The following is a 19,394-nucleotide window of genomic DNA, read 5'->3' on the forward strand; positions in this document are numbered from 1 at the left end:
TTATTGTTAACAAGGATGTTTTAATGAAAAAGTTTCTAACCATCGCTTCTCTTTTAGTAAGCGCCAATGTTTTTGCCGGCATCAACATGGCCTGCGTGACAGAAATTCCTACGACAAGTTTTGTCGCGATGACGGAAGGGGATGAAACAATGATCCGCCTGATTCACCACAACGGACCAAAGTACATGCCGATCTGGGGCAACATCATCACTCCTAACGACCTTCCAAACATTCAAGAAGCGGCCAATGCGCTTTATGACCTGGGAAGTGTTCTTGATTTCAAAATGCCAGCTAAAGCTTGCGAGCAAATGGATGGAATGCTGATTAATTGTTTTGGAACTCAGCCAGCAGTTGAAATGGGAGGCCACCAAGTGAGCCTATGGGCCGTTCATACATCTGAAAGTGTCGAAAAAAGTTTTGCCGGAGAGTACGCTTACGTAAAGTCATCACTAGCGCTAGACGTTGATGGAAAAACTTTTCATGTGCCGATGAAATACTCAGACTATGAATGTTTCAAAGCAAACTCGGCAAGTGAGTTGAGAACTCGCTTAAAAGCTAAAAACCTATTCCTTAAGTAATCGCAGACGCTCACTGAGATTTTGACTCTTAGTGAGCGATCTTCCCATCACCAGGTAATCAGATCCCGCATTAAAAGCTTCTTTTGGGTCCATTACTCGTTTTTGATCCTGCACTTGTGCACCTTCAATTTCATCGCGGAAACGAATTCCTGGAGTCACTGATAAGAGGTGAGGGTAATGTTTTTTAAGTAGTCCCACTTCGTGAGGGCTTGAGACAATCCCGTCTATCCCTGAGTCAGAAGCTGTTTTAAAAAGTCTTAAGAAGGCCTCTTCGGTATTAGTGATACCAAAGAGGTCGTTTAAATCTTTTGTTTCGAGGCTGGTTAAAAAACTCACGCCCAGGACTTTGCAGTGAGGAATGCTCACGCGAGCTTCGGCCATGGCCGCCTTTAACATCGCTTCACCACCACTTAAGTGAACAGTGAGAAAATCAATCGGCAGGTTTCTTAGCGATGAAATCGCCTTGGCCACAGTCACTGGAATATCATGCAGCTTTAAATCCAAAAAGATTTTCTTTTTGTACTCAAGGCTGATTTTGTGAACTAAATCCGGGCCGTATTTTACAAAAAGCTCCAGGCCGATTTTTACAAAGGGCAGGTCGTTTTCTTTTTGTTTTAAAAACTGGTCGATCTCATCTAATGACATCTGGTCCAGGGCCACAATAATTTTATCCAGTCTACTCACGCATTCTCCTAATGATTCATTTCCTGCAATGCTAGTGGCTTCACCTCTAAGTCGTCAGTTCCAATTAAGGCCATGGCCACTGCGCGGATATTTTCCGGGCGAGTGAAACATGGGATCGCATACTGGATGGCCGAGTTTCTAATGTGCTCTCCATCGTTTTGCGACTGCCCCTGATTTTGAGGAGTGTTGAAAACCATTTTCATGTTTTCATCTTTTAGCGCTTCTAAAATCGTAAGTCCTTTTTCATCGAGCTTCATAACCAGTTCACAAGGGATTCCTTGTTTTTTGATGTAGTCACAAGTCCCGCGAGTGGCGATAAACTTGTAGCCGATTTTATGCAGAGACTTTAGGTAAGGAAGAATCAGCTCCTTGCTGTTGTCAGCAAGACTCATAAGAATTAATCCTTTCTCCGAAAGTTTTGGGTAATTGCCTTGGTAAGATTTTAAGATCGCCGTTTCTTTATCGCGGTCAATCCCCATGGTCTCACCAGTTGATCTCATTTTTGGCCCAAGAAGAATGTTGTCCTGGACGAAACGGTCGAATGGGAAAGTCGATTGTTTCACCGAGAAGAAACCAGAAAGCGGCTGCTCGATGGTTTCAATTCTTTCTCCCAGCATTGCATCTGTGGCAATTTTTGGCAGAGAAATATTGTAGGCTTTACTTAAGAAAGGAAGTGTTCTTGATCCTCTTGGGTTGGCTTCAATACAGTAGATTTTTCCATCTTTAATGGCGAACTGGAAGTTAATCGGCCCCACAATTTTTAAAGCATCAGCAAGTGCATATGAAATGGTTTTTAGCTCTTCATAGTTTTTCTGAGTCAGGATAACCGGAGGCGTGATCATTCCCGAGTCGCCCGAGTGAACGCCGGCGTATTCAATGTGCTCACACACGGTGAAACAGAAGTTTCCGTATTGGTCGCGCACTAAGTCCACATCGTACTCAATCGCATTTTCAAGATAGTTTTCTACCTGAAAAACAGCAGTTGCACTTTGCAGTTGATCTTTGAAAGCTTTTGGCAGCTCGTTTAATTCATCGTGGCCGTAGAAAATGTACATCGATTCACCACCGATAACATAACTTGGGCGGATGATGACCGGGAAGCCAATATCAACCATGGCATTAACCAGGTTTTTGTATCCAGAAACTTCGCGGCTTTGAGTTTGCGCGAGTTTTGTTTTTCTCGTCACTTCACCAAAGAGTTTTCTATCTTCTGTCAGCTCCAGAATTTCCCAAGTAGGGCCCAGGAAATTGATTTTGAAAAAATCCTGACGGAAGCTTTTTTCAAGATGCTCTCTTAGCTGGATTCCCGTCTGTCCTGAAAAAGATGCGATCACTCCAAATGGGTTTTCATTTTTTAAGATATCAAACAGGTCTTCAGAGTAAAGCGGAGACAGGTAGAGCCTGTTAGAACTATCGTAGTCCGTTGAAACCGTTTCAGGGTTTGAGTTAATCATGATTGATTGAATGCCTTTTTCTTTTAGGCGCTCACATGACTTAACACACGAGTAATCAAACTCGATCCCTTGCCCGATTCTGTTTGGTCCCGATCCCAGGATCGCGACCGATTTTCCTTTTTTACTTAATGACTCAGCTTCGTTTTCATCAGCATAAGTTGAATAGAAGTAAGGTGTCTCTGCCAGGAACTCACCTGAACATGTATCCACCGCCTTATAAACCGGGAAGATGTTTTGTTTAAAACGGTATTCTAAAATCTCTTTTTGCGAGCGGTTCATCATGAAAGCAAGATGCTTGTCAGAGAACCCAAGTTTTTTAAGATTTAAGAATTCTTCTCTCTCCATGTTGATGTCTTTATGGACGTGAGAGTTCGTCGTTTCGTGTTTTAATGTTTTTTCAGCTTCAACCACTAAGGCCATTTGGTCGATAAACCAAGGTGTGATTTTTGAAAGCGAGAAAATTTCTTCTCTTGTCATGCCGATGCGAAGTGCTTCAAGCACAGTTAAGAGAGAAAGTTCACTTGGTGTTTTTAGTCTTCCTTCGATGTACTCGCGAGAAAGCTCTACCGGAACTGTTTTTAGTTGGGATAATGATGGAACTTCAAGCCCCATTTCAAGAGCTCTTAGAGCTTTCATAAAAGCTTCGTTGAAGCTTCCACCAAGAGCAAGAACTTCACCTACAGAGCGCATTTGCGGTCCAAGCGTTTGAGAAGAGCTTGGGAACTTGCTGAATGGGAAAATAGGAATCTTTAGTGCCACATAATCAAGCGTTGGCTCGAAAGCAACCGGGGAAGCTTTCGTGATATCGTTTAAGATTTCTTTTAGTGTGTAGCCGATTGAAAGCAGGGCCGAAATTTTAGCGATCGGGTAGCCTGTTGCTTTTGAAGCAAGGGCCGATGATCTTGAAACTCGCGGGTTCATTTCAATAACTACGATATCGTCTTCATTGTCTGGATTGATGGCAAACTGAACGTTGGCCCCACCAGCGACAACTCCCATGTGTTTAGCAATGGTCAGAGTCATCGTACGCAGCTGTTGCATACAGCGGTCACTAATCGTCATGGCCGGAGCGACAGTGATCGAATCTCCTGTGTGAACTCCACATGGGTCGACGTTTTCAATTGAACAGATGATGACTCCGTTTCTCTCGCAGTCCACCATAACTTCAAGTTCGATTTCTTTTTGCCCGACAAGAGATTTCTCCATTGTGACCGGGAATTTGATATCTGAAGTGAAAACTTCTTTTAACTCTTCTGTGTTCCAAACCAGGGCCGCACCTTTTCCACCAAGCGCGAAGTCGCGTCTGATGATCAGCGGGAATTGCACCACTGACTTGGCCATCTCTAGAGCTTCAGCTTCAGAGTTTGCCGTAAAACGCTTCCCTGTTTGGTAGCCCAGCTTATCTAGTTCGCGGGCAAAGAGTGCCCTGTCTTCGGTTTTCTTAATCGTATCAACGTTCGCTCCAAGTAGAGCTACATTATGTTCTTTTAAAAAGTTTTCTTCTTCTAATTCTACGCACAGGTTAAGTGCAGTCTGACCACCCATTGTCGAGAGAACCGCATCGACTTTTTCTTTTAAGATGATTTTTTTAATCGTCTCTTTAGTGATGGGCTCAATGTAAGTGCGTGCACACATTTCCGGGTCAGTCATAATCGTCGCCGGATTTGAGTTCAGAAGAACGACATCAATGCCTTCTTCTTTTAGCGATTTCAGGGCCTGTGTTCCAGAGTAGTCAAACTCAGAGGCCTGGCCGATTTTAATCGGGCCTGAACCGATAAGAAGGATTCTCTTATACGGAGTTGCTTTCTTCACTCTGTTAGTCAGCTTATTAAAAGGGTGTAGTCTTTTTGTATCAATCGGGTATTGATTCTTTTCTTCTAAGAAAGCTTTCACTTCATGGAAGAACTCGTGAGCATCGTGGGGCCCCGGATTGGCCTCTGGGTGAAACTGCACTGATTTTACAAAGTGATCACTTGAAGCAATCCCTTCGATCGAGTCATCAAAAAGAGAAGTGTGCTGAACAAAAAGCTCGCGCTTAAGCGGGTTTTCCATGCGCATTTTATTAAACGATTCCGTTTCAATCGCATAACCATGGTTTTGTGATGTGATCACAATCTTATTGGTGATGTGGTCAATTACCGGGTGGTTGGCGCCACGCTGGCCGAAAGGAAGCTTAATGATTTTAATTCCCAGAGCAAGGGCAATGAGTTGGTGTCCAAGACAAATCGCGCGCACGGGAATGTTTAAAGTAAACATCTCACGGACAACTTCGATTTCTTTGGTGAAGTTTCTTGGGTCTCCCGGACCGTTTGAAAGAAAAATCAAACGTGGGTTATATTTTTTAATCGTCGCCAGATCTGCGTTGTGAGGAAGACTCACAAGCGGCATTTTTAAAGTCATTAATTGATCAATGATTGCTTGTTTGATCCCGTAGTTCATCACCACGATTGGGTTATCCCCTGTGATATGAACGATTGGTGATGCTTGTGAAACAAGAGGAAGATCATCTGTTTTTAATCTTGCTGATTCAAAAACTGATTTAGCTGGAACTTGTTCACTGAAAGTGAGCACCGACTTATGGGATTTTGATTTCCCGCTTGTCAGGTAGCGAACTAATTTTCTGGTGTCGACACCTGAAAAAAGTGGGACATCAATATTTTCTAAAAAGTGGTTGTGAGAAAAGTTTCTGGCAATGATCACTGTGGCATGAGTCTTTTTTGACTGCATAACAGTTTCATTGTGTTCGTAATTTCCGATGTGAGCGTTAGTGAAGATAATGTGCTGGCCGAGAAAAGATGGGTCGGTGATGGTTTCTTGATAACCGCTCATTCCTGTAGTGAAAGCGGCCTCTCCCCAAATCCCGTTAGTGATTTCCGGGTCTGAGTTCTTGCGATTGACGTAGCCTTTAAAAGTCGTGCCGTCCTCAAAATGAAGATAGGCGATAGATTGCTTGAGACTCCTGTTAAAACTTTTCTCCATTAATAATTCCTACGTTCTGATCGTTATTTAAGAGCATGGCCTCGATAATGGCCATTCTCATTGGGATTGAATTTTCAACTTGCAGATAACCTTTATAGAGCGATGATTTAATCAGCGCCTGGTCTAATTCCACACCAATATTGGCCGGGCCCGGGTGTAACACCGGAATTAATTTATTAAGCGATTTTAGTAAATCTAAACTCACGCCGTAGTTCTCAAGATAATTGTCGTAGTGAGCGTTGGCCGCTCCTGCGTGTCTTTCTTTCTGGATTCTTAAGAGATAGATGAAATCACTTTTTAAAACAGTTTCATTTCTATTAGTTGAAATCTCCACCTGAGCTGGCAGAGTTTTTGGATCAGGAAGATAGTCTTTTGGACCGCTCAAAATCACTTTCATTCCAAATTTTGGAAGAAGCTTAATCAGGGAGTGCCCAACACGCGAGTGAATATTGTCTCCGATGATAGAGATGGTTTTACCATTTACATCACCATTAGAAAGACTGAGTAAGGTATAGAGGTCTAAAAGCGCTTGAGAAGGGTGTTCGTTGATTCCGTCTCCGCCGTTAACTAATTTTATAGGAGGTGATTGTCTGAACTCTGAAAGTTGGTGAGAAACACTGGTGCGGAAAACGCAAAGATTTACACCTTGATAAAAAAGAGTCAGGAAAGTTTCTTCTAAGCTTTCACCTTTTTTTAAGCTCGATGTCTCCGCATTGAAATCTAAATAAAGCCCGCCTAGTCTTCTGATCGCGACAGCAAAAGAATGTTTTGTTCTGGTTGAATTTTCGAGAAAAGAAGTGGCAATGATAGGTTTCGGAGTCGAGGAAAAAGGGGCAATTTCAGGATGATCTTTAAAGTGCTTTGCACGGGAGAGGAGCACATCGATCTGGGGCCTCGTTAGATCGTCTATGCTTTCAAGTAATGAAGGAAATGAAGTCATTTTCTTCCTTGTTAAGTCTTGTTATGCTTGTGGCATAAGAAAGAGCTCATTTTTAGATTTGTAATAGTCTATAAAAAAAGTAATCTGTTTGAAAAGAACTTTATTATGAAAAAGATTGACCAAAATAATCAATTACAAATTGAATCACTCCTTAATGAGTGCAAGGGCAATCTGTTCGAATTTCTTGTCGCACAAACACTTTCTCGCCGTTTTAAGAAAGAAGATGTGTTTTTGCTGAATTTACCCCGCGATTTTCGCGGAAGACTGCAGTTTTACGAAGAGACGATTCGCCAATTTGACTCGGAACTCCTAAAGAATCTCCCCCTCTTAGCTGAAAGGGCAGCGAGCGAGATTGAAAATCACCCGATTTTTAAAAATAAATCCCAGTTTAGTTTTACCGTCATTGGAAAAATGGTGGCGACTAATGACAACGAACTTTGGAACGAAACGGACATCGTCGCTTTAGAAGAACTGCCTTCTGGCGAAACCAAAAAGCACTTCATCAGTTTAAAACTCACCAAAGATCACAGCTACACCAATACAAAAAGTGCAGGGATTAAGAGCTTTATTGAAAAGTATTTCGCACTTTTTGGAAATCACGCCGCCGCTTTTCAAAAAAAGCTCAATGAAGAAGTCGATGAGTCTTTCCATATGATGGGCCACAAGCTCTATTCCATGATCGACCAGGAATTTAAAGGAAGTTTTGATACTCGCTGGAGTAATGGCCATACGGAGCTTCCCGGAGAGCTTCCTCCTGAAATGCGCGAAGTGGTTCACGCCAATTATTTCCGCGTAGGAATTAAGGTGCGCGAGTACTTGGGCGAATTATACAAATTAGACCCGCACAAGTTTTACCTGTGTCTTCATGCCCTTTGTGGTTTTGGCAACCAAGATATTATCCAGGTGAGCTGTTTTCACCACAATAAAGAGTTAAAGGATATACTCATTAAGACTCACTCGGATCTTTTTAGCGGCGATCATCATGAGATCGTTGTGAAAGAGCTTTCCCCAGGAGTGGCCTCGTTTGATATTTCCTTTAAAAAATTCGTCTTACAGATTAGAGTTAAACCTATGAACAAATTCACCACAGCAGCTTATAAAATTAACTGCTCAATTAAAATGAAAGGGGACTCCCATGCATAAGGCCCTTTTCCTGGACCGCGACGGCATCGTCAATATCGACAAAGGTTATGTTTATAAATGGGAAGATATCATTTGGATCGAAGAGATTTTTCAGATGATCAAACTTGCCAACGAAAGAGGATACAAAGTAATCATCCTGACTAATCAGTCGGGGATTGACCGCGGAATGTACACGCACGAAGATGTTCATACACTTCATCAGAAAATGCATGCTTTTCTTGCCGGAAAAAATTTAAAGGTCGATGACTGGTTTTACTGTGCTGAAATGGACAGTGAATTAAGAAAGCCTCGTCCGGGAATGTTGATTCTGGCCCGTGATAAACACGACATTGATCTCACGCAATCTTTTATGATCGGCGATAAACCTTCAGACGTTTTTGAAACAGACGGGAAATTTATCGGGCCATCAACGCTTTTAGTGGAAGGCAATTACGATTTAAAAGACGCTCACACTAAAGAGCGCGTGAAAGTTTTTAAAGACCACGCCAAAATTCTCGAAGAATTAAAAAAGGTTCTCTAATGAAAGAAACAAAAATCGACATCCATTTTTCTCTGCCTTTTTCAGCGAAGAAAGTTTTTGATTTTATTGTTTTGCCGGAGAATATGCCTCTTTACCAAGGGTATTTCCTGGTTCCAGGAATAAAAAAAGTTGAGTCAAGTGATCCTATTCGCAAAGTTGGGACGATTGATAAAATCACCAACACCGACAATAGCTCTCACGAGTCACGCACTGATATTTTAGAGCCGGAAAAAAGGTATTCGCTTACTTTAAGCAATATCAAGATGAATGGGTTTAAGGAAAAACTCGCCAATCCTCTGACTGGCTTTAAAGAAGACTGGATTTTTCATGCTGATGGCAACCATGTTCATATTGATAGGACGTTGGTGATCTTTCATAAGGAAGGGCTAGTTAATGAGTTGATGGTGAAGTGGGTGATTTATCCGCAGATGGTGATGTCGCTTCATAAGCATCATAGAAACGTGGAACGAAGACTCGCCCATGTTTGAATTCATCACCGAAGTCCTTCTTATCGGCACCGGCTCCTTCATCAGATGGATCTTCGTCGGTCGCCATTTAAAATTCCCCGTTTTTTTCAAAGAGCATCAATTATACTGGATCGATATGCTTCTAGGTCTTGCTATCTGGATTTGGTTGATCACTCTTCTTCCGTATTAATCTTTTTCTATCCTCAAGCGCTGCGTCTTTTGAAAAACGTGACCAAGCTCATGTTCTTCTTAATGATAATATGAGCTAATTTAATATTAAGGACCATTATACTTACACTAAGGAATGACCCATGAAAGGCACTTTAATTTTAGCACTGTTGTTTTTAAGTACATCGTTTGCCCAGGCCTCTGCTGAACTCTCAAAAGAAGATGAAACGAAGATCCAGGCCAAAGCTGTGATGGGAGGGGTTTATGAGACTTTTATCAAAGTCATCCCTTATGTTTATTCCGATGAAGAGTCACTACTCATCTTAAAAAAAGACCCTAAGGCCAAAGAAGAGCTATTAAAAAACTTAGGCGATCTTTCGACCTTTTTTAAAAGTGCCCGCCACGTGGAGTATTTTCAAAGGCCAGGCTTTCGCCCAAGCCTAGATACAATGAATGATCATCTTGCTGACACGATTAACTCTGTTAACAGCAACAACTTTCTTTTTGCTCAAAAGCGTCTATCTGCTCTGACTTCTCTGTGCATTTCATGCCACTCGCAGCTTTCTCCTAAAGGGCAGGAGAATGCTTTTAGTGCGCTTATTAATAAGTCTAAAAGAGAAGACTTTAAGAGCGATTACGACTACGGGAACTACCTTTATTTGATTAGAAATTTTAATGAATCAGAAAAATTCCTAGACCTTGCCACTGAAAGAGCGCTTAAGGAATCCAGAAGTCACGAGCTTTACTCATCACTGAGAAGAATGATTTCAATGTATACGAAAATTTCTTTTGATTACGAGAAGGCCAAGAGTTTTACCGGCAAATATAAGTCGGATGAAAGGATGCCAAAACTTGCTAAAGAGATGGTGACTTCATGGGACTTAGGGCTAGAGGAATGGAAAACATTTAAGCCTGGTGAAGTTAAGAGTATCGATAAGTTCATTAAGACTCATCTTTCTCCATTGGAAGAAGTCAAAGAGCTGGCGGGAGAAGGGAAAAATGATATCACGCTTCTGGTAGCTTCTGGAGTTCTTTCAAAATATTTGAATGATCACCCAAAAACAAAAAACACTCCTGAAATTCTCTACTGGATTTCAGTGGCAGAAAGAAGGCTGAGCAACACTTATTTTTTCACTATAAGTGATTTGTACTTAAAAGATTGTGTGAAGTTGTATTCAAAATCTCCTTTTGCCAGAAAGTGCTACAACCTTTATGAAAATAACATTGAGAGTGCCTTTTCGGGGTCAGGAGGGATGGACATTCCACCTTCAGAGAAAAATGAACTGGCGAGGCTTAGAGGTCTTTTAAAATAATCTAGTATAAAGGCCTGGTGAAAAACCAGGCTTTTTTTGTCTCTTTAATAATGAGAATAGAGTATATTAAAGTAAATGAGAGCTCATGGCTCTTTTATAAATGCTCATCGATTTGCTAAGGAAGACTTGTGAAAGATGGTTTTATTAAAAAGAATTTCGGACAAGAGAATTTAGCTGGAATTGAAAAAATCTTAAGTAACTATCACCAGAAATGGCTTGTTAAAAACGAAAGTGCATTTAAAAATGGCGCTATCAATAGTGCCTATATTACTAACGGTGATTTCCTATCTCCGGCCGAGCGTTTAGAGCTTTTAAAATTTGTTAGTTCTAGTAAAGTTGTGAATGAGGCCAGAAAAGTTTTAGGACATGATATCTGTTTTCTCAATACTCAAATTTTCTTTAATCCTTACAGTGAACAACAAAAAAACTATTGGCATCGAGATATCCAATACACTGGGCAGTCTGAGGATCAGCAACGCAAAGTCATTGAGGCCAAAGACTCTCAGGTCATCCATTTGCGTCTTGCGCTCGCTGATGAAAATGGCATTGAGTTTATTCCTGGAAGCCATTTTAGGTGGGATACTCCTAAAGAATTAAATGTCCGCTTAAAACGAGATGGAGAATCCGTCTTCAACGACCTTCAAGGCTCAGAGCAAGTCCCTCTTAAAAAAGGAGATCTTTTAATCTTTGATGCCAACATCATCCATAGAGGACTCTATGGGCAAAGCCGTTTTGCTTTTGATATTTTATTCTGCAAATCTCTCCCGGAAATCACTAAATATATCTCTTCGGATACATTACCTAAAAAAGAGGAACTGGGTCTAATGGAGTGCCCGGAAGTCTTTAAACTGTCCATTACTTAACCTATGTCAAAAGTTTAGACAGTCCCGCATCCCTAATCCCCCGATATCAAACCCTAGAATCTGGCATCTATCCTGCACATTCCCCAGTGATCATTATTCATTGGAGTTTCTATGAAAAAGACGCTTTTTAGCTTTCTTTTCCTTAATCTGACCCTTCTGGCGAGTGCGCAGGCCCACGACTTAAGTCTTAAGTACGCGGCCGACACAAAGGCCTCGGATAAAAAAGTCCTAGAAGAAACAATGGAAGAAGTCGCAGGGTACCTGCCTCCAAAAATGAAAGAATTGATGCCTAAAAACATCGAAATTAAAGTGGCCGCACTTTCTAATCACAAATTCATTCCAGATGAAGTTTGTTCAACAAGCGCGCACGCAGCTGAGACTAAAAAAGATGACAATAAGAAGAAGGAAAAACCTTTTATCTACGGTCAATACGACAGCTATAGAAACATCCTGACGATCAATGCACCAGTTTTACTGGAGTTGCAAAAAGGTCGCGATAATTCAAAACGTATCAACTGTCAGCATAAGTCATTATATGACCAGGCCGTTGCGACGTTAATTCACGAATTCACGCACTCATACGACTTAAACAATGGACGCATTTCAAACTCAATGGAATACATCCGCCGCGCAGGATTTAAAAAAGGTCTCCTAAAGATTAAAAATAAGAACGTAGAGGCGATGAGATCGGCCGATGCTTACGAGCTGGTGAATATTGCTGAATCATTTGCTGTTAACATGGAATACTTCACAATGGACCCGGAGTTCATGTGCAGAAAGCCATCTATGTTTGAATACTTCAAGAAACAATTTGGAATTGATCCATACCCAAATAGAAACTGTAACATCAATAAAACGGTGATGATGACGACAATGAACGGATTCATCCCGACAGCTCTTGATGCAAGCCGAGTTTACCGCGTTGATTACCTTCTTGCTTCAGCAGGAAAGGGGCTTCAAAGTGGATTTGGTCACTCAATGTTTAGAATTGTAGTGTGTGCTCCTGAGCGCTTTGACCCGATCACTAACCGTGTTGTTCCAGCAACTCCATTTGGAAAAAAATGCTTAGATGATAAGCTTTACCACATCGTTGTAAGCTATAGAGCAAACGTTGAAGATGCAACCCTGAACTACCTTAAAGGTTTAACTGGTGGATACCCTTCAATGCTTTTTATCCTGAACTTCAGCGACGTTCTTGATGAGTACAACCGCGATGAGCTTCGTGATGTTATCTCATACCCGCTTAACTTAACGGCAAAAGAGCGCGAAGAATTCGTTAACCGCGTAAGAGAAGAGCACTGGAACTATAGAGGGTCTTATAAGTTTATCAACGCTAACTGTGCGACAGAAAGCTACGACCTTTTAAAGTCGGCCCTGGATCGCTCACAACTAGACTCGAAGTCTTCAATCAGCCCGAATGGGGTACTAGAAGACCTTGACCAGCTAAACTTCACATCTATGAAGAGCAATGAAGTTGAAACTTATAAAGCAAAAACAGAACAGATTATTTTAGCTTACAATAAAGCTTACGGTTTTAAATTAAAGAGCAGCGAGAAATCAAACAAGTCAGCTGTGCAGAAGTTTATGGATGAAAGTACGGCAGACGAAAGAATGGCGGCCTTCTTAAAGTTCAAGAAAACAAAACTTCCAACGTCGGACTTGAATGCTGAGGTGAATTTATTAAAAGAAAGACTAGTTCAAGCTTCATCTTTCTCGGTAATGGAGCAACAAATTCTAAGAACACTGGCGCTTAAGTACAGAAAACAAGCGGCCGATATGTTCATGAATACAAAAGATGAAAAAATTAAAGAAATGGTAAAAGAAACAGGAGCGGCCTTTGCTCAGACATTCTCTGATCTTTCAAAAGAAGGCTACGGGATTCCGTTTGATACAGAGATGGTGACAAGAGAAGACCTGGCAGGAAAAGCGGAAGCTTCAACAGAGGCGTTGGCAAAAGCTGAAGCAGTTCTAAGAGATATCATGCCAAACGAATTTGCGACACTTGAAAAGATCAACGCTAACGTGAAGACTTATAACACTGAATCTCTAGTGGTAAGAAAAGAGTTCAGAACGAAGCTGGATCAATATGTAAATCAAGTTCTAAAAAACCTGGCACGCAATGACTTTACGAGAGAGACAATGGTTAAAGCGGCCGAAGGTGATAAAGAGAGCTTGACGAAAGTAAGAGAGCTGATTGGAAAAGACCTGGTGACTGATAAAGAAATTCTCGATGTAAAACTAAGAAGACTAATTCAAGAACAAGTATAAAAAAAGGGCCGGGAAAACCGGCCCTTTTCATTTTATCTATTTTGTTAAAATTAACTGGCTAGCTTCAGTTAATAGATCTACCGACTCATCAACTGAAAGTGATTCATCCAGAGACTTAAGAGCTTCGATTTTGTTTTCTAGGTAAACACTTACAGAACCACTCTGGTAGTATTCTTGAACTTCCATCAATACTTTTTGTGCTTCTCTTTTTTGTCCTTCAGAAGTTGAAATAGAAGCGGCTTCAGACGTTGCCACTGTTACAGCTGTTGATAAAATAATCTCTGCAGCCGTAATGGCCGTCACTTGAGAAGTAGCATCAAAGGCAAAAGAAGCCTGAGACATTGCAGCGATTGATAAAGCGACCATAAGTTTTTTCATTAAATACCCCTCAAAATGACATTTTCGTGAAGCTTATTTATCACAAGAGGTACCCCCAGAGGCATGGGCCTTGTAAAAATTATCTAAATGCCAAAAAAAACGAAAAACCAGCTCATCATTTTGCCTCTTTTCTGGTATTTAAGGGCGATGGAAGAAAAGGCAAAACCCACGCCTCCGCGTTGGGCGAAGATATTTAATATTATAGGAAAAGTGTTTATTGCACTTTGGGTCCTGGCCATTATCTATGTAGGCTATCTCGTTTCTCCGTTTGTGGGAGCGATGTATTCTATTACAAAAATCCCTCACACTTATTTTGAAATCAAAGTTGATAAAGAAAATCACCGTGCCATTTATAAACAAGTCACGACCATGCCAGGGGACTGGGTTCCTCTTGATAAAATATCTAAACGCCTGCGTGGAGCTATTATCTCAAGCGAAGACGGGAAGTTTTACACTCATCCAGGCTATGACATCGAAGAGCTTCAGGACGCGATCAATGATGGTGTGGTGAAGAAAAAGAAAAAAGTCCGTGGCGCTTCAACTATCACTCAGCAGTTGATTAAAAATCTTTATTTCCAAAGTGACCGCAGTGTCTGGAGAAAAGTCAAAGAGATGGCCCTTACACTATGGATTGAAGACCATGTGGAAAAAGATAGAATCCTTGAGACTTACCTCAATGTGATTGAGTATGGTGAAGATCTCTATGGGATTAAAGATGCGGCGAAATTTTATTTTAACAAAGAGCCAGCTAAACTTACGGCCAGAGAGAGTGCATTTTTAGCAATGCTTTTACCAAGCCCTAAGCGCTACGCTCAATCGTTTAGAAAAAAACAACTAACTTCATTTGCCAACAGGATTATCCAGTCTGTGCTTTTTAAAATGCTTCAGGGTGGATATATCGGAATTGAAGAGTACTACGACAATTTAGACAGTCGTTTTACGTGGGAGAAACATGCAGAACCAGAACCAAACGAACCAATCGTCATCGATCCAAACCAACTCGAGCCCGAAGCTTCGAGTGATGATCTCGGAAACTTTTGATCCGTGGTTTAACCTGGCAACGGAAGACTGGATCTTCCGCGACATGGACCCGGAAACCAAAGTGCTTTTCCTTTGGAGAAACGACAAGACTGTTGTTATCGGGCGTTTTCAAAACCCGTGGACGGAATGTAATACACAAAAAATGGAAGAAAATGGAATTAAACTCGCTCGCCGTCAAAGTGGTGGTGGGGCCGTCTTTCACGACCTGGGAAATACCAACTTCACATTTTTATCGAGCAAAGCGACTTTTGATAAGGCCGCAAATAATAAAATTATCACGCGTGCTCTAGACTCTTTTGGTTTAGAGGCCTTTCCATCGGGACGAAACGACATCCTGGTCAACACGGCAGACGGGGAAAAGAAAATCTCGGGAAGTGCATTTAAAGAAACCAAGGACCGCTCGTTTCACCATGGGACGCTGCTTATCAATGCCGATATGACTCAGCTTGGGTTGTACTTAAACCCAAACGTTAAAAAGCTTCAGTCAAAAGGAATCACTTCTGTGCGTGCACGTGTGGTGAATTTACAGGAATTAAACGCTGAAGTGACTCACGATGCTCTTTGTAAAAAGATTATCGAAGAGTTTTTCGATCACTATCAGACCACGGCGCCAATTGAAATCCTAGACCACGAATACCTAAAAAATATCCCGGCCCTAAACGAGCATTTCCAGAAAATGAGTGACTGGAACTGGCGTTTTGGGGAAGCCCCACAATTTAATCACCAAATGTCTGAGCGATTTGATTGGGGATTGGTGGATGTTCACCTTGATGTGCACAAAGCGACAGTGGAAAAGGCGCAGATTTTTTCGGACTCACTTCACCCAGAAATGATCGAACAACTTATGGCCTCTTTAACTAAGATTCCTTATACTAAGGAAGCTTTCCAGACAGCGATTAGAAAAGTGGCGGCGGATCTTCCGATGATTGGGGATTACCTACAGGAATTTGAAAGCTGGATTGTGAAAGAGATTAGCTAAAACCAAAAACATTTTCCCGTTTTAATTTTTTATGAGAAACACGAAGTTTCACGATCACGCTTATTTTATCTGGAAGTCTTTTTTAAAAGACCGCTGGCCGACGTATGCACTTGGGGCCCTTTCTGTTTTACTCACAAACCTTATGCAGATCCTGGCGCCGAAGAACATCGGATGGATCGTCGACTTCTTTGCTAAAAAACCTATCCCAACTTATTTAACGGGCAAGACGGATGAGGAAACCTTCCTTATTCTTTTTATCGTCCTGGCCGTGTCACGAATTTTAATCAATATCTTTCGCTTTATGTGGAGGATTACGCTGGGGAGACAAACTCACTATGCGGCGGCCGATCTTCGCCGTGATGTATGGGAGCACGTTCGCTACTTTAAGAAAGAAGACTTAGATAGAAAGTTCACTAAAGGTGTACTGATGAGTGCTTCAGCCTCTGATAGTTTGAGTGCGCGTTTTATTTTTGGTTTCACACTGGTGGCCGTATTTGACGTGGCCTTCTTGGGGGCCTTTACTTTTATCACCATGGCCTTCATCCATGTGCCGATGGCACTGCTTTCTTTTTTGGTTCTGCTTTTTGTTCCGATTTTTGTCCGCAAACTTTCTAAACGAGAAGTCGAGCAGTACCGCCAGGTGCAAGATACACTCTCGCACTTTAACGACCTTTCTTCTCAGGCCGTCTCAACGATTAAGCTTCAGCGCCTAACTCAGACAGGCCCTTTTTGGGAAAGACGTTTAATGGGTGTCGCAGAAGAGCACCGTGAAAAAAGATTAAAAGGAATCTGGCTTTCTCTTTTATACATCCCGGTGATGGGAGCAGCGACGATTATTTCTTACGTTGTCCTTTTTGCGATGGGGATTTATTTTACTTTTAACGGCAAGATGACGGTTGGTGAATTTATCTCTATGCAGGGATTAATTTTTCTTCTGCATGATCCATTAATGTCGCTTGGGTTTATTATTTCTGAATGGAAAAAAGGCTTTACGGCACTTGAGCGTCTGGCAGAAATTTATCAGCATGAAAAAGAGCAGTTTTTATTGATGATTGGCTCGCCGATTGATGATGCAAAATCTGAACACGTTTTGGATGTTGAGAATTTAAGTTATGCTTTTAGAGATTCAGCGCCACTGTTTCAAAACTTGAGCTTCAAATTAAAAAAAGGAGACAGGCTGGGAATCACGGGGCCTATTGGTTCTGGAAAGACAACACTCCTTTCAGTTCTTACCGGGCTTGACCGCCAAAATGGTGGAGAGGTTCGTTTATTTGGAAAACCTTTTTCGGATTACGGTCATCACGATTTAAGAAACTACATTGGGTACGTTCATCAAAAACCATTTCTTTTTGCTGACTCGATTAAAGTGAACGTGGCAATGGATAGAAATATCAGCGACGAAGACATCTGGAGATACCTGGATCTTGCAGGTCTTAAAGATGATGTGGAAGCCTTCCCTCATAAACTAGACACTCAGTTAGGAGAGTGGGGAATTAACCTCTCAGGTGGGCAAAAGCAGCGCTTAACGCTTGCCCGTGCACTGGCCAGAGAACCGAAAGTTCTTTTCCTGGATGACTGCTTGAGTGCGGTGGACACCATCACTGAAGAGCGCATCTTGAAAAACTTAGATACGCATTTAAAAGATGTCACTCTTATTTGGGTTGCCCACAGAAAGTCGACACTGAAATACTGCAATCACACTTTTGAATTAAAGGCGCACCATTGAAAGCACGATTTAAAACCTTATTCAGAAGAAAGAATTCTAACCGCATCCTGCCGGACCAACTGGCCCTGCATCAGCACACTTACTTAATGGCCGATGACCAGGATGAAAGTCAGGTTGGGGAAAAAGGGATGGGAGACAAAAAGTCTTTCATGGTTCTTCTTCACTATGCAAAACCTTATAAATGGCAAATCATGTTTGCCCTCTCTCTTATTTTCTCGAGTTCTTTCCTGGCGATTTACTCATCAAAACTGATGGGGGATTTACTGGAAGAGGGGCTGATGAAAAGAGACATGCATATGTCTATCGTCTATGCCGTGAGTATCCTGCTTTTAGAAATTGGAAGCATTTTCTTTATTTGGGTGGGAAGACAAAAGCTGGCCGTTGCTGCTTCAAAAGTTATTTTCTCAGTAAGAAAAAATCTTTTTGCCAAACTTCAACAACTTCCTCTGCAGTATTATGACCGCCAGCCTCAGGGGCGCATCGTAACTCGTATCACTCATGACGTTGAAGGGATTGAAGAATTTTTCACTTCAGGCCTTGGAAACTTAATCTCGGCTTCAATGATGACGATTCTCGCTGTCGCTGCCATGATTGTCTCTAATCCAAAATTGGGATTAGTCATGACGTTATCGATCACTCCGTCGATCATTTTGATTATTAAAACGAAAGACTTCTTAAAAAACTCTAACCGCAGAGTTTCTAAATTCTCTTCGGCCATCAACGCTAAACTTTCAGAGTATTTAAACGGGGTGGAGACGATTAGAAATTACGGCCTGGAAAAATGGTCGATGGAAAAATACGCCCACACAGTTGATGATTATCTTTATGCTCAATTAAGAGGGAACACTCTTTTTGCATGGAGTATGCCTCTGGTGTCTTTCTGTGCAACGATTCCTCTGATCGGACTTGTTTGGTACGGAGGGCACGGAGTTTTAACCGGTGTTTATTCTGTAGGTCTTTTTGTGGCCTTCGTTCGTTATTATGAAAGATTTTTTAACCCGATGATGCTTTTATCGCGCGAAATCCACGTGGTTCAGCAGGCTTTCACAAGTACAGAAAGGGTGATGAGTTTTCTTAATGAAAAAGATGAAGACGAAGTGTTAAAAAATAACGGCAAGATGATCACCAACTCACTTCATGGTGATATCAAGTTTGAAAACGTCTTTATGAAATACCTTGAAGGTGGCTGGGTTCTAAAAGATTTGAACTTCCACATTCAAGCGGGAGAAAAAATCGGACTGGTAGGAAAGACGGGATGTGGAAAGAGCTCTACAGTGGCCCTTCTATCGCGTTTATATGAATACCAGGAAGGAGAAGTCTTAATTGATGATATCCCAATTAGAAATTACGACCGCCACGCTCTAAGAGATAAAATTGGTTTTGTTTCTCAAGACGCGATTATTTTTAAAGGATCGTTAAGAGAGAATCTCTCATGTGATGAAACGCAGACAGACCAATACTTGATTGAGGCCTCACAGACCACAGGACTCGTGCGTGCTCTTTCAAAAGAAGGATTCAATCTTGATATGGAAGTTTTAGAAGGTGGGACAAACCTTTCTGTCGGGCAAAGACAGTTGGTGAGTTTAACCCGCGTTTTATTAAAGAACCCATCTATTCTGGTTTTAGATGAGGCCACGGCCAATATCGACCCTCACTACGAAGAAATCATTCACGAAGCCGTCATGAAAATGATGAAGGGAAGAACGTGTTTGATGATCGCTCACCGCCTGGAAACACTTAAGCAGTGTGACCGCATCCTGGTCTTTAACCAAGGGCAGTTGGTGGAAGAAGGGCCTTTATCCGAGCTTCTCACTCAGGGGAATTACTTCTATCGCCTGCATAATGCTCAATCGGTTCATTAGACTCTTTTAAATTTTCAAACGTTTGTTAAAC

General features: G+C 41.6%; 16 protein-coding genes. 12 read left to right on the forward strand and 4 right to left on the reverse strand.

Features of this window, described 5'->3' with window-relative positions; all coding sequences use genetic code 11:
* The first annotated feature begins 23 nt into the window (after positions 1-23).
* Positions 24-578 (forward strand): hypothetical protein, encoded by a 555-nt coding sequence (locus AC6JA8_RS09035; protein WP_497976767.1) that lies wholly within the window; start codon positions 24-26, stop codon positions 576-578.
* On the opposite strand, the gene pyrF is transcribed toward AC6JA8_RS09035, so the two are convergent.
* From pyrF to AC6JA8_RS09050, 3 genes are read right to left on the reverse strand one after another with little or no spacing between them, the layout of a single operon-like run.
* Positions 564-1,262 (reverse strand): orotidine-5'-phosphate decarboxylase, encoded by a 699-nt coding sequence (gene pyrF / locus AC6JA8_RS09040; RefSeq protein ID WP_497976768.1) that lies wholly within the window; start codon positions 1,260-1,262, stop codon positions 564-566. The two genes, AC6JA8_RS09035 and pyrF, sit on opposite strands and share 15 nt — an antisense overlap.
* Positions 1,263-1,270: 8 nt before the next feature.
* On the reverse strand, positions 1,271-5,695 hold the full coding sequence (carB, locus tag AC6JA8_RS09045) for a carbamoyl-phosphate synthase large subunit (RefSeq protein WP_497976769.1): 4,425 nt from the start codon (positions 5,693-5,695) through the stop codon (positions 1,271-1,273).
* Positions 5,679-6,635, reverse strand: coding sequence for an aspartate/ornithine carbamoyltransferase family protein (locus AC6JA8_RS09050; RefSeq protein ID WP_497976770.1), 957 nt, complete (start codon positions 6,633-6,635; stop codon positions 5,679-5,681). The genes carB and AC6JA8_RS09050 overlap by 17 nt, the downstream gene beginning before the upstream one ends.
* Before the next feature lie 105 nt (positions 6,636-6,740).
* Between AC6JA8_RS09050 and AC6JA8_RS09055 the strand changes: the two genes are divergently transcribed.
* The 7 genes from AC6JA8_RS09055 (at position 6,741) to AC6JA8_RS09085 (ending at position 13,377) form a co-directional block, all read left to right on the forward strand.
* Positions 6,741-7,778: a hypothetical protein gene (locus tag AC6JA8_RS09055; protein ID WP_497976771.1), complete on the forward strand. Its 1,038-nt coding sequence runs from the start codon at positions 6,741-6,743 to the stop codon at positions 7,776-7,778.
* Positions 7,771-8,298 carry a D-glycero-alpha-D-manno-heptose-1,7-bisphosphate 7-phosphatase gene (locus AC6JA8_RS09060; protein ID WP_497976772.1) on the forward strand — a complete coding sequence of 176 codons (528 nt, stop codon included), beginning with the start codon at positions 7,771-7,773 and terminating at the stop codon, positions 8,296-8,298. Before AC6JA8_RS09055 ends, AC6JA8_RS09060 begins: the two co-directional genes overlap by 8 nt.
* Positions 8,298-8,786 carry an SRPBCC family protein gene (locus AC6JA8_RS09065; RefSeq protein ID WP_497976773.1) on the forward strand — a complete coding sequence of 163 codons (489 nt, stop codon included), beginning with the start codon at positions 8,298-8,300 and terminating at the stop codon, positions 8,784-8,786. Before AC6JA8_RS09060 ends, AC6JA8_RS09065 begins: the two co-directional genes overlap by 1 nt.
* Positions 8,779-8,955: a hypothetical protein gene (locus AC6JA8_RS09070; RefSeq protein ID WP_497976774.1), complete on the forward strand. Its 177-nt coding sequence runs from the start codon at positions 8,779-8,781 to the stop codon at positions 8,953-8,955. The genes AC6JA8_RS09065 and AC6JA8_RS09070 overlap by 8 nt, the downstream gene beginning before the upstream one ends.
* A gap of 121 nt (positions 8,956-9,076) precedes the next feature.
* Entirely contained in the window at positions 9,077-10,246 is a 1,170-nt protein-coding gene (locus AC6JA8_RS09075) for a hypothetical protein (protein ID WP_497976775.1), read from the forward strand.
* A 128-nt stretch (positions 10,247-10,374) separates the two neighbouring features.
* A complete protein-coding gene (locus AC6JA8_RS09080) occupies positions 10,375-11,109 on the forward strand; it encodes a phytanoyl-CoA dioxygenase family protein (RefSeq protein WP_497976776.1) in 735 nt (244 codons plus the stop codon).
* 111 nt (positions 11,110-11,220) lie between these two features.
* Positions 11,221-13,377 (forward strand): DUF7844 domain-containing protein, encoded by a 2,157-nt coding sequence (locus tag AC6JA8_RS09085; protein ID WP_497976777.1) that lies wholly within the window; start codon positions 11,221-11,223, stop codon positions 13,375-13,377.
* A gap of 36 nt (positions 13,378-13,413) precedes the next feature.
* On the opposite strand, the gene AC6JA8_RS09090 is transcribed toward AC6JA8_RS09085, so the two are convergent.
* Complete coding sequence (locus AC6JA8_RS09090; protein ID WP_497976778.1) at positions 13,414-13,755, reverse strand: hypothetical protein; 342 nt, start codon at positions 13,753-13,755, stop codon at positions 13,414-13,416.
* Between the two features lie 210 nt (positions 13,756-13,965).
* Here AC6JA8_RS09090 and mtgA point away from each other — a divergent pair, with 210 nt between their 5' ends.
* The 4 genes from mtgA to AC6JA8_RS09110 are packed head-to-tail and all read left to right on the forward strand — an operon-like array spanning position 13,966 to position 19,363.
* Entirely contained in the window at positions 13,966-14,796 is an 831-nt protein-coding gene (mtgA, locus tag AC6JA8_RS09095; protein ID WP_497976779.1) for a monofunctional biosynthetic peptidoglycan transglycosylase, read from the forward strand.
* Positions 14,708-15,775, forward strand: coding sequence for a lipoate--protein ligase (lplA, locus tag AC6JA8_RS09100; RefSeq protein ID WP_497976780.1), 1,068 nt, complete (start codon positions 14,708-14,710; stop codon positions 15,773-15,775). The genes mtgA and lplA overlap by 89 nt, the downstream gene beginning before the upstream one ends.
* Before the next feature lie 31 nt (positions 15,776-15,806).
* The gene (locus tag AC6JA8_RS09105; RefSeq protein ID WP_497976781.1) at positions 15,807-17,501 is read left to right on the forward strand and encodes an ABC transporter ATP-binding protein; all 1,695 of its coding nucleotides are present in this window, start codon (positions 15,807-15,809) and stop codon (positions 17,499-17,501) included.
* Entirely contained in the window at positions 17,498-19,363 is a 1,866-nt protein-coding gene (locus AC6JA8_RS09110) for an ABC transporter ATP-binding protein (protein WP_497976782.1), read from the forward strand. The genes AC6JA8_RS09105 and AC6JA8_RS09110 overlap by 4 nt, the downstream gene beginning before the upstream one ends.
* Positions 19,364-19,394 lie beyond the last annotated feature (31 nt).

The organism is Bacteriovorax sp. HI3 (genome assembly GCF_059738875.1).